Annotated in this window: 4 protein-coding genes; 3 read left to right on the top strand and 1 reads right to left on the bottom strand. The window is 75.7% G+C overall.

Annotation, left to right across the window (positions count from 1 at the left end):
- Positions 1–140: 140 nt before the first annotated feature.
- Positions 141–1,178, bottom strand: a complete 1,038-nt coding sequence (locus tag ACIQU6_RS43565; RefSeq protein WP_403488102.1) for a LacI family DNA-binding transcriptional regulator — start codon at positions 1,176–1,178, stop codon at positions 141–143.
- 208 nt (positions 1,179–1,386) lie between these two features.
- Between ACIQU6_RS43565 and ACIQU6_RS43560 the strand changes: the two genes are divergently transcribed.
- The 3 genes from ACIQU6_RS43560 (at position 1,387) to ACIQU6_RS43550 (ending at position 5,944) form a co-directional block, all read left to right on the top strand.
- On the top strand, positions 1,387–2,343 hold the full coding sequence (locus tag ACIQU6_RS43560) for an ROK family protein (RefSeq protein WP_403488100.1): 957 nt from the start codon (positions 1,387–1,389) through the stop codon (positions 2,341–2,343).
- Positions 2,344–2,677: 334 nt separating this feature from the next.
- Positions 2,678–4,600, top strand: a complete 1,923-nt coding sequence (locus ACIQU6_RS43555; protein WP_403488104.1) for a serine/threonine-protein kinase — start codon at positions 2,678–2,680, stop codon at positions 4,598–4,600.
- Between the two features lie 309 nt (positions 4,601–4,909).
- Positions 4,910–5,944, top strand: a complete 1,035-nt coding sequence (locus ACIQU6_RS43550; protein ID WP_403488098.1) for an NUDIX domain-containing protein — start codon at positions 4,910–4,912, stop codon at positions 5,942–5,944.
- The last annotated feature ends 152 nt before the right edge of the window (positions 5,945–6,096 follow it).

Here is a 6,096-nt window from a genome sequence, read left to right as displayed (position 1 = left end):
CCGGACGGAAAGCGAAGCAGTCCGGAAACCCGCCCCCGGCACCACCCACCGGCAGCGAGGCGCCCCCGCCCTGCACACCCCCTCCGCCGAAGGCGAAAAGACGGCAACCCGCATGGCGGGAGGGTCGACAACGGGGGAAGTCAGTCCGTGGGCCGGATCTCCCCGGAGCCGCGGGCGATCAGGCGGGTGGGGATCTCCAGCCGCTGGGGCGGCCCGTCGGCGCCGTCGAGGCGGCGGAAGAGCAAGCCGGCGGCGGTGCGGCCGAGTTGGGCGGAGTCCTGGGCGACGACGGTGATCGCGGGGTGGACCAGATCGGCCAGTTCGAAGTCGTCGAAGCCGACCAGGGCCACCGGGCGCGGGTGTGCGCGCAGCACGCGGACGGCGGTGACGGTGACGCGGTTGTTGCCGGCGAAGAGGGCGGTGACCGGTTCCGGGGCGGACAGGACGGAAGCGGTCGCGGCCCGGACCCGGTCCGGGGCGGTGGAGCCGAGCGAGACCCAGGAGTCGTCGATCGGCAGCCCGGCCTCGGCCATCGCGGTGCGGTAGCCGCGCAGCCGTTCCTTGGCGGTGTGGATGCGCGGCTGGTCGCCGATGAAGCCGATCCGGCGGTGGCCGTGCGCGATGAGGTGGGCGACCGCGGCCCGGGCGCCGCCGAAGTTGTCGGAGAGGACCACGTCGGCGTCGATCCGGCCGGCCGGACGGTCGACGAAGACGGTCGCGACGCCGGCGGCTATCTCCGGCTCCAGATAGCGGTGGTCGTCGCCGGCCGGGATGACGACCAGTCCGTCCACCCGACGGGCGCACAGCGCCAGCGCCAACTCCTGTTCGCGCGCCGGGTCTTCGGCGCTGGAACCGTTGAACAGCAGGGCGCCGTGGCCGCGCGCCACCTCCTCCACGGCGCGGCTGAGCGGCCCGTAGAAGGGGTCGGCGAGGTCTTCGAGGACCAGTCCGATGCTGGCCGTCCGGCCCTTGCGGAGGATGCGGGCGGAGTCGTTGCGGCGGAAGCCGAGTGCGGTGATCGCCTCCTGGACGCGGCGCTCGGTGTCCGGGGTGACGCCCGGTTCGCCGTTGACGACCCGGGATACGGTCTTCAGGCCGACCCCGGCGCGCGCCGCGACGTCCTTCATCGTGGGGCGGGTGCCGTAGCGATGGGAGGTGCCGCGGGCGGTCTCGGTCACGGGTGCGGTCCTGTCTGCCGGTAGACGGGGCGGGGTGGTGGCCGGGCGCGGGTGCGCGACCGGGCAGCCGGGAGGGGCGGGCGGAGGTGCCGCCGTGTGGCGACGAGCATAGCCCCTAGACAACGTTGTCAAATGCCGGAAGACTGGCGCTCTCACGCCGGGCCGGTACCCCGGCCCTCCCCGGGCCCACCAGGAGAATTCGACACCGATGCAGACGGACCTCAGCGCAGCGTTGGACATCGGCGGCACCAAGATCGCTGGCGCCTTGGTGGACGCGCGCGGCAGAATCGTCGTCCGGGCCGCCCGGCCGACGCCCGCGGACCAGGACGGGGCCACCGTGATGCGCGCGGTGGCCGGGGTCGTCCGGGAACTCGCCGCCGGGCCGGAGTGGGCGCGGGTGGCGGCCGTCGGCATCGGCAGCGCCGGCCCGGTGGACGCCGCGGCCGGGACCGTCAGTCCGGTCAACATCCCCGGCTGGCGCGACTTCCCGTTGGTCGCCGGGGTGCGGGCGCTGGTCGGCGGGCGGCCGGTGGTGCTGGTCGGCGACGGCGTCGCGATGACCGCCGCCGAGCACTGGCAGGGCGCCGCGCGGGGGCACGACAACGCGCTGTGCATGGTGGTCTCCACCGGGGTGGGTGGTGGACTCGTCCTCAACGGGCGGCTGCACCCGGGCCCTTCGGGCAACGCGGGGCATATCGGCCACATCAGCGTGGACCTCGACGGGGACCCGTGCCCCTGTGGGGCGCGCGGCTGCGTGGAGCGGATCGCCAGCGGCCCCAACATCGCCCGCCGCGCGCTGGCCAACGGCTGGCAACCGGGCCCCGACGGGGACGGCAGCGCCGCCGCGGTCGCCGCCGCGGCCCGCGCCGGCGACCGCGTGGCGCTCCGCTCCTTCGAGCGGGCCGGCCAGGCGCTGGCCGCCGGCATCGCCGCCACCGCCACCCTCGTCGAGATCGACATAGCGGTCATCGGCGGCGGCGTCGCGGGCGCCGGCGACGTCCTGTTCGCCCCGCTGCGCACCGCTCTGCGTGAGTACGCGACGCTCTCCTTCGTCTCCAAACTCACCGTGGTGCCCGCCCAGATGGGGACCGACGCGGGCGTCGTGGGCGCCGCCGCGGCAGCCGCCCAACGGACCAGCCTCGCGGCGTTCGCGCCTGCGTCGTAGGGCCGGACGGCGGCTTGCGGCCCTGCGGTCCCCTGGAAGCGAGCCCGCCGCCCGTACAGGCCGAGCCACTCCACCACCCCACGACCCAACCACCACACGGGAGTTCGGCGACCGTCCCCAGGGGGCGCGGGGGCGGCCCGCTGGCCCGTAGTCTGGTCGGGACCGCCCGAGGGCCGTGGCGTAGGCGCCGGCATCCGGGACATACGGGCCGCGGTGGGGTACGTGGACGCGGAGCGAGGGGATCGGCACGGTGACTTCGGGGGAGCAGCACGAGCAGCGCGGGGCGGACGGCGCGCAGGGGCCCGGGCCGGCGGGCGAGGCGCCCGGTGGCGGGGTGCCGCGGGCGGCCGCCCGTAGTGGGCCGAAGCGCGGCGTCGACGACGACCTGACCGGGCGGGTGCTCGGCGGGCGCTACCGCGTCACCGGCCGGATCGGTCGCGGTGGCATGGGCGTGGTCTGCCGGGCCGAGGACCAGGTCCTGGGGCGCGAGGTCGCGCTCAAGGTGCTGCGGGCCTACACGGACGCCTCCGGCCCGGAACTCGCCGATCTGCGGACCCGGATGCAGCGCGAGGCGCGGGCCGCCGCCCGCATCCGGCACGCCGGCGTGGTGACCGTCCACGACGTCATCGAGGAGGCCGGCCGGCCGGTCATCGTCATGGAGCTGGTGGACGGGCCGTCGTTGGACGATGCGATCGGCGAGCGCGGTCCGGTGGGGCCCCGGGAGGTCGCCCGTATCGGCGCCGAGGTGATGGACGCGTTGGACGCCGCCCATCAGGTCGGCGTGCTGCACCGCGACGTCAAGCCTGGCAACGTCCTGTTGGAGCGGTGGGGGCGCCCCGGTGGCGGCCGGGCGGTGCTCACCGACTTCGGCATCGCCAGCATCGAGGCCCCCGGCGACGGCGCCACCACCAACCTCACCCGCAGCGGCGAACTGGTCGGCTCGCTCGACTACTTGCCGCCCGAGCGCGCCCAGGGCATGGACCCCACCCCGGCCTCGGACATCTGGTCCCTGGGCATGACGCTGTACGCGGCGGTCGAGGGCGGCGGCGCGCCGTTCCGCCGCACGTCGGTGTTCTCGACGCTCACCGCGATCGTCAGCGAACCGCTGCCCGAACCGCAGCGCGCCGGCCCGCTGTCGCCGGTCCTACACGCCCTGATGGCCAAGAGCCCGGCCGACCGCCCGTCCGCCGCGCAGGCCCGCGAGATGCTCCGGGCGGTGGCGGAGGGCCGTGATCCGGGGGTGGCGCTGCCGCCCGTTCCGCGATCGGGCACGCCCTACGCGCCCACCGCCACGGACGCGACGGCCGGGGTCGGGCCGCTGCCTCGTCCGGCGGGCGCCGGTGCGCCGCCGCCCGGCTGGCTCGGCGGGCCGGGTGCTCAGGGTGGCCCGGCCGCGCCGCCCGGCCCCTACGCGTCGTCCGGCCACCCCGCTGACGGGACGTCGGCCTTGACGGCCGCCACCGGTCCGCACCCCTACCCGGCGGGCCCGGACGGCGAGACCGCGCGGGTGCCGGTCCGCCGGCGCCGCCGCGCGCTGTTGGCGGTGGCCGCCGCCCTGGCCGTACTGGCCGCCGGCGGTGGGATCACCTACGCGCTGATCGGTGGCGGCGGCTCCGGAGGCCGGGACACCGCCGACGGACGGCAGCCGGCTGCCCCGGTCGCCCCGCCGTCGACGGGCGGGTCGAGCGTCTCGTCCGGCAAGGGCGACGCCGGCGACACCACGGCCACCAGCGCCTCCCCGCCCGGCTCGGCGACCCCGTCCCCGAGCGGCTCGCCGGGGAGCCCCAACTCCGGTGCCCAGGGCGGCCAGACCGGCGGGGCGGCCGCCGGCGGCAACCAGGGCGGCACGCCCGGCGGTGCCTCGGGCGGGGCGAACGCCGGCGCCACCGGCGGTGCGCACGGCGGCACGACCAGCGGCGGGTCCGGGGCCGCGGCCGGCGGGGCCAGCGCCGGCACCGGGGCGCCGTCCCAGGCGCCGTCCTGCAGTGACGCCGGCGGCGGCAAGACCAACTGCGCCGTGTGGCGCGCCGCGACGTCGTACACCGCCTCCTTCCAGCAGGTCGGCCACGTCAACGCGGGCACCAACTACTTCTACTGTCAGGCCAAGTTGGGCCGCCGCGAGACGTACGGGAAGTGGACCAACGTCTGGTGGGCCAAGACCGACGACGACAGCGGCAACGCGGGCGTCTACGTCAGCGTGGTGTACCTGACCGGCGGCGCGAACGACCAGCCGGTGCCCGGGCTGCGGGTCTGCTGAGGGAGCGGGCCGCCCCCCGGGACGCGCCCCATCCGCGCGACTCCCGCCACCCATGGGACTCCGGCATATGCGACGTACCGACCCGTCGGCGGCCGGTCGGACGCGGTGCGCGGGTGGGGGTTTCGGTGCTGGAGGGGCGGGGGAGCGCTTGTTTGCCGGGGCTTCGCGGCGGGGGAGACGAACGGGCGTCCTCGTGCGATGTCTTCCTCCAGCGGTGTTCCCGGCCCCGCGCGCGGCCCGGGGTCCCGAGCGTTTCCGTGGCAGGGTGTTGCGGGCAACTCAACCTGGGTCTAGGGAAGAGGGGAAACCGTGATCGTCTGGCTGAACGGCACGTTCGGTGCGGGCAAGACCACTGCGGCTCATGAACTGCTCGACCTGCTTCCCGGAAGCACGCTCTACGACCCCGAACTCCTCGGCAGCGGACTGCGGTTGATGCTGCCCGCCAAGCGGTTCGAGCAGGTCGACGACTACCAGGACCTGCCGTCCTGGCGGCGGCTGGTCGTGGACACCGCGGCCGCGCTGCTCACCGAGGTGCCGGGCCCGTTGGTCACGCCGATGACGCTGCTGCGCCAGGAGTACCGCGACGAGATCTTCGGCGCCCTAGCCGCCCGTCGGATACCCGTCCTGCATGTCCTCCTCCATGCGGAGGAAACGATCCTGCGCGAGCGGATAGCGCACCGCGAGGAGAGTGCCGACGACCCGGAGGGCAACGCCGCCGTCCGTCGCTGGGGCCTGGCGCACCTCGGGCCCTACGCGCAGGCCCTGGACTGGCTCAAGAACGACGCCCACGTCGTGGACACCACGGCGCTGACGCCGCGTCAGACCGCCGAGCGGGTCGCCGAGGCCGTCCGCACCGGCGCCGGCGCCTGTGGGATCGTGCAGACGCCCGAGCCCACCGCGGAGACCCTCGCCGCCGGGGTGCTGCTCTTCGACGACCAGGACCGCGTACTGCTCGTCGACCCCACGTACAAGCCCGGCTGGGAGTTCCCCGGCGGCATCGTGGAACCTGGCGAGGCCCCCGCCCGCGCCGGCATCCGCGAGGTCGCCGAGGAGCTCGGCATCCAACTCCCGTGCGCCCCGCGCCTGCTGGTCCTGGACTGGGAGGCCCCCAAGCCCCCCGGCTTCGGCGGCCTCCGCCTCCTCTTCGACGGCGGCACGCTCACCGACGACCGCATCCGGGAACTCCGCCTCCCCGGCGCCGAACTCCGCGACTGGCGCTTCGTCACCGAATCCGAGGCCGCATCGATGCTGCCACCGGTCCGCCTGAACCGCCTCCACTGGGCACTACGGGCGCGCGAACGGGGCTGCCCTCTGCACCTTGAGGCCGGGGTTCCCGTGGGGTGAGCCGGTCCGCTGCCGGTCCGCTTGCGCGGGGCGGTGCGGGTTGTCTGGTCCGTTGCCGGTCCGCTGCGCGGGGCCGATCCGCTGCGCGGGGCTGTCGGGGTGCGGTGACGGGCCTGCGGGGCCGGTGTGCCAGACTGCTTCGCTTTACGTCT

This window comes from Streptomyces sp. NPDC090442, from assembly GCF_044769405.1.
Lineage (GTDB): Bacteria > Actinomycetota > Actinomycetes > Streptomycetales > Streptomycetaceae > Streptomyces.
The sequence above is the reverse complement of the archived record's forward strand: the minus strand, read 5'-3'. Positions and strand labels throughout refer to the sequence as shown.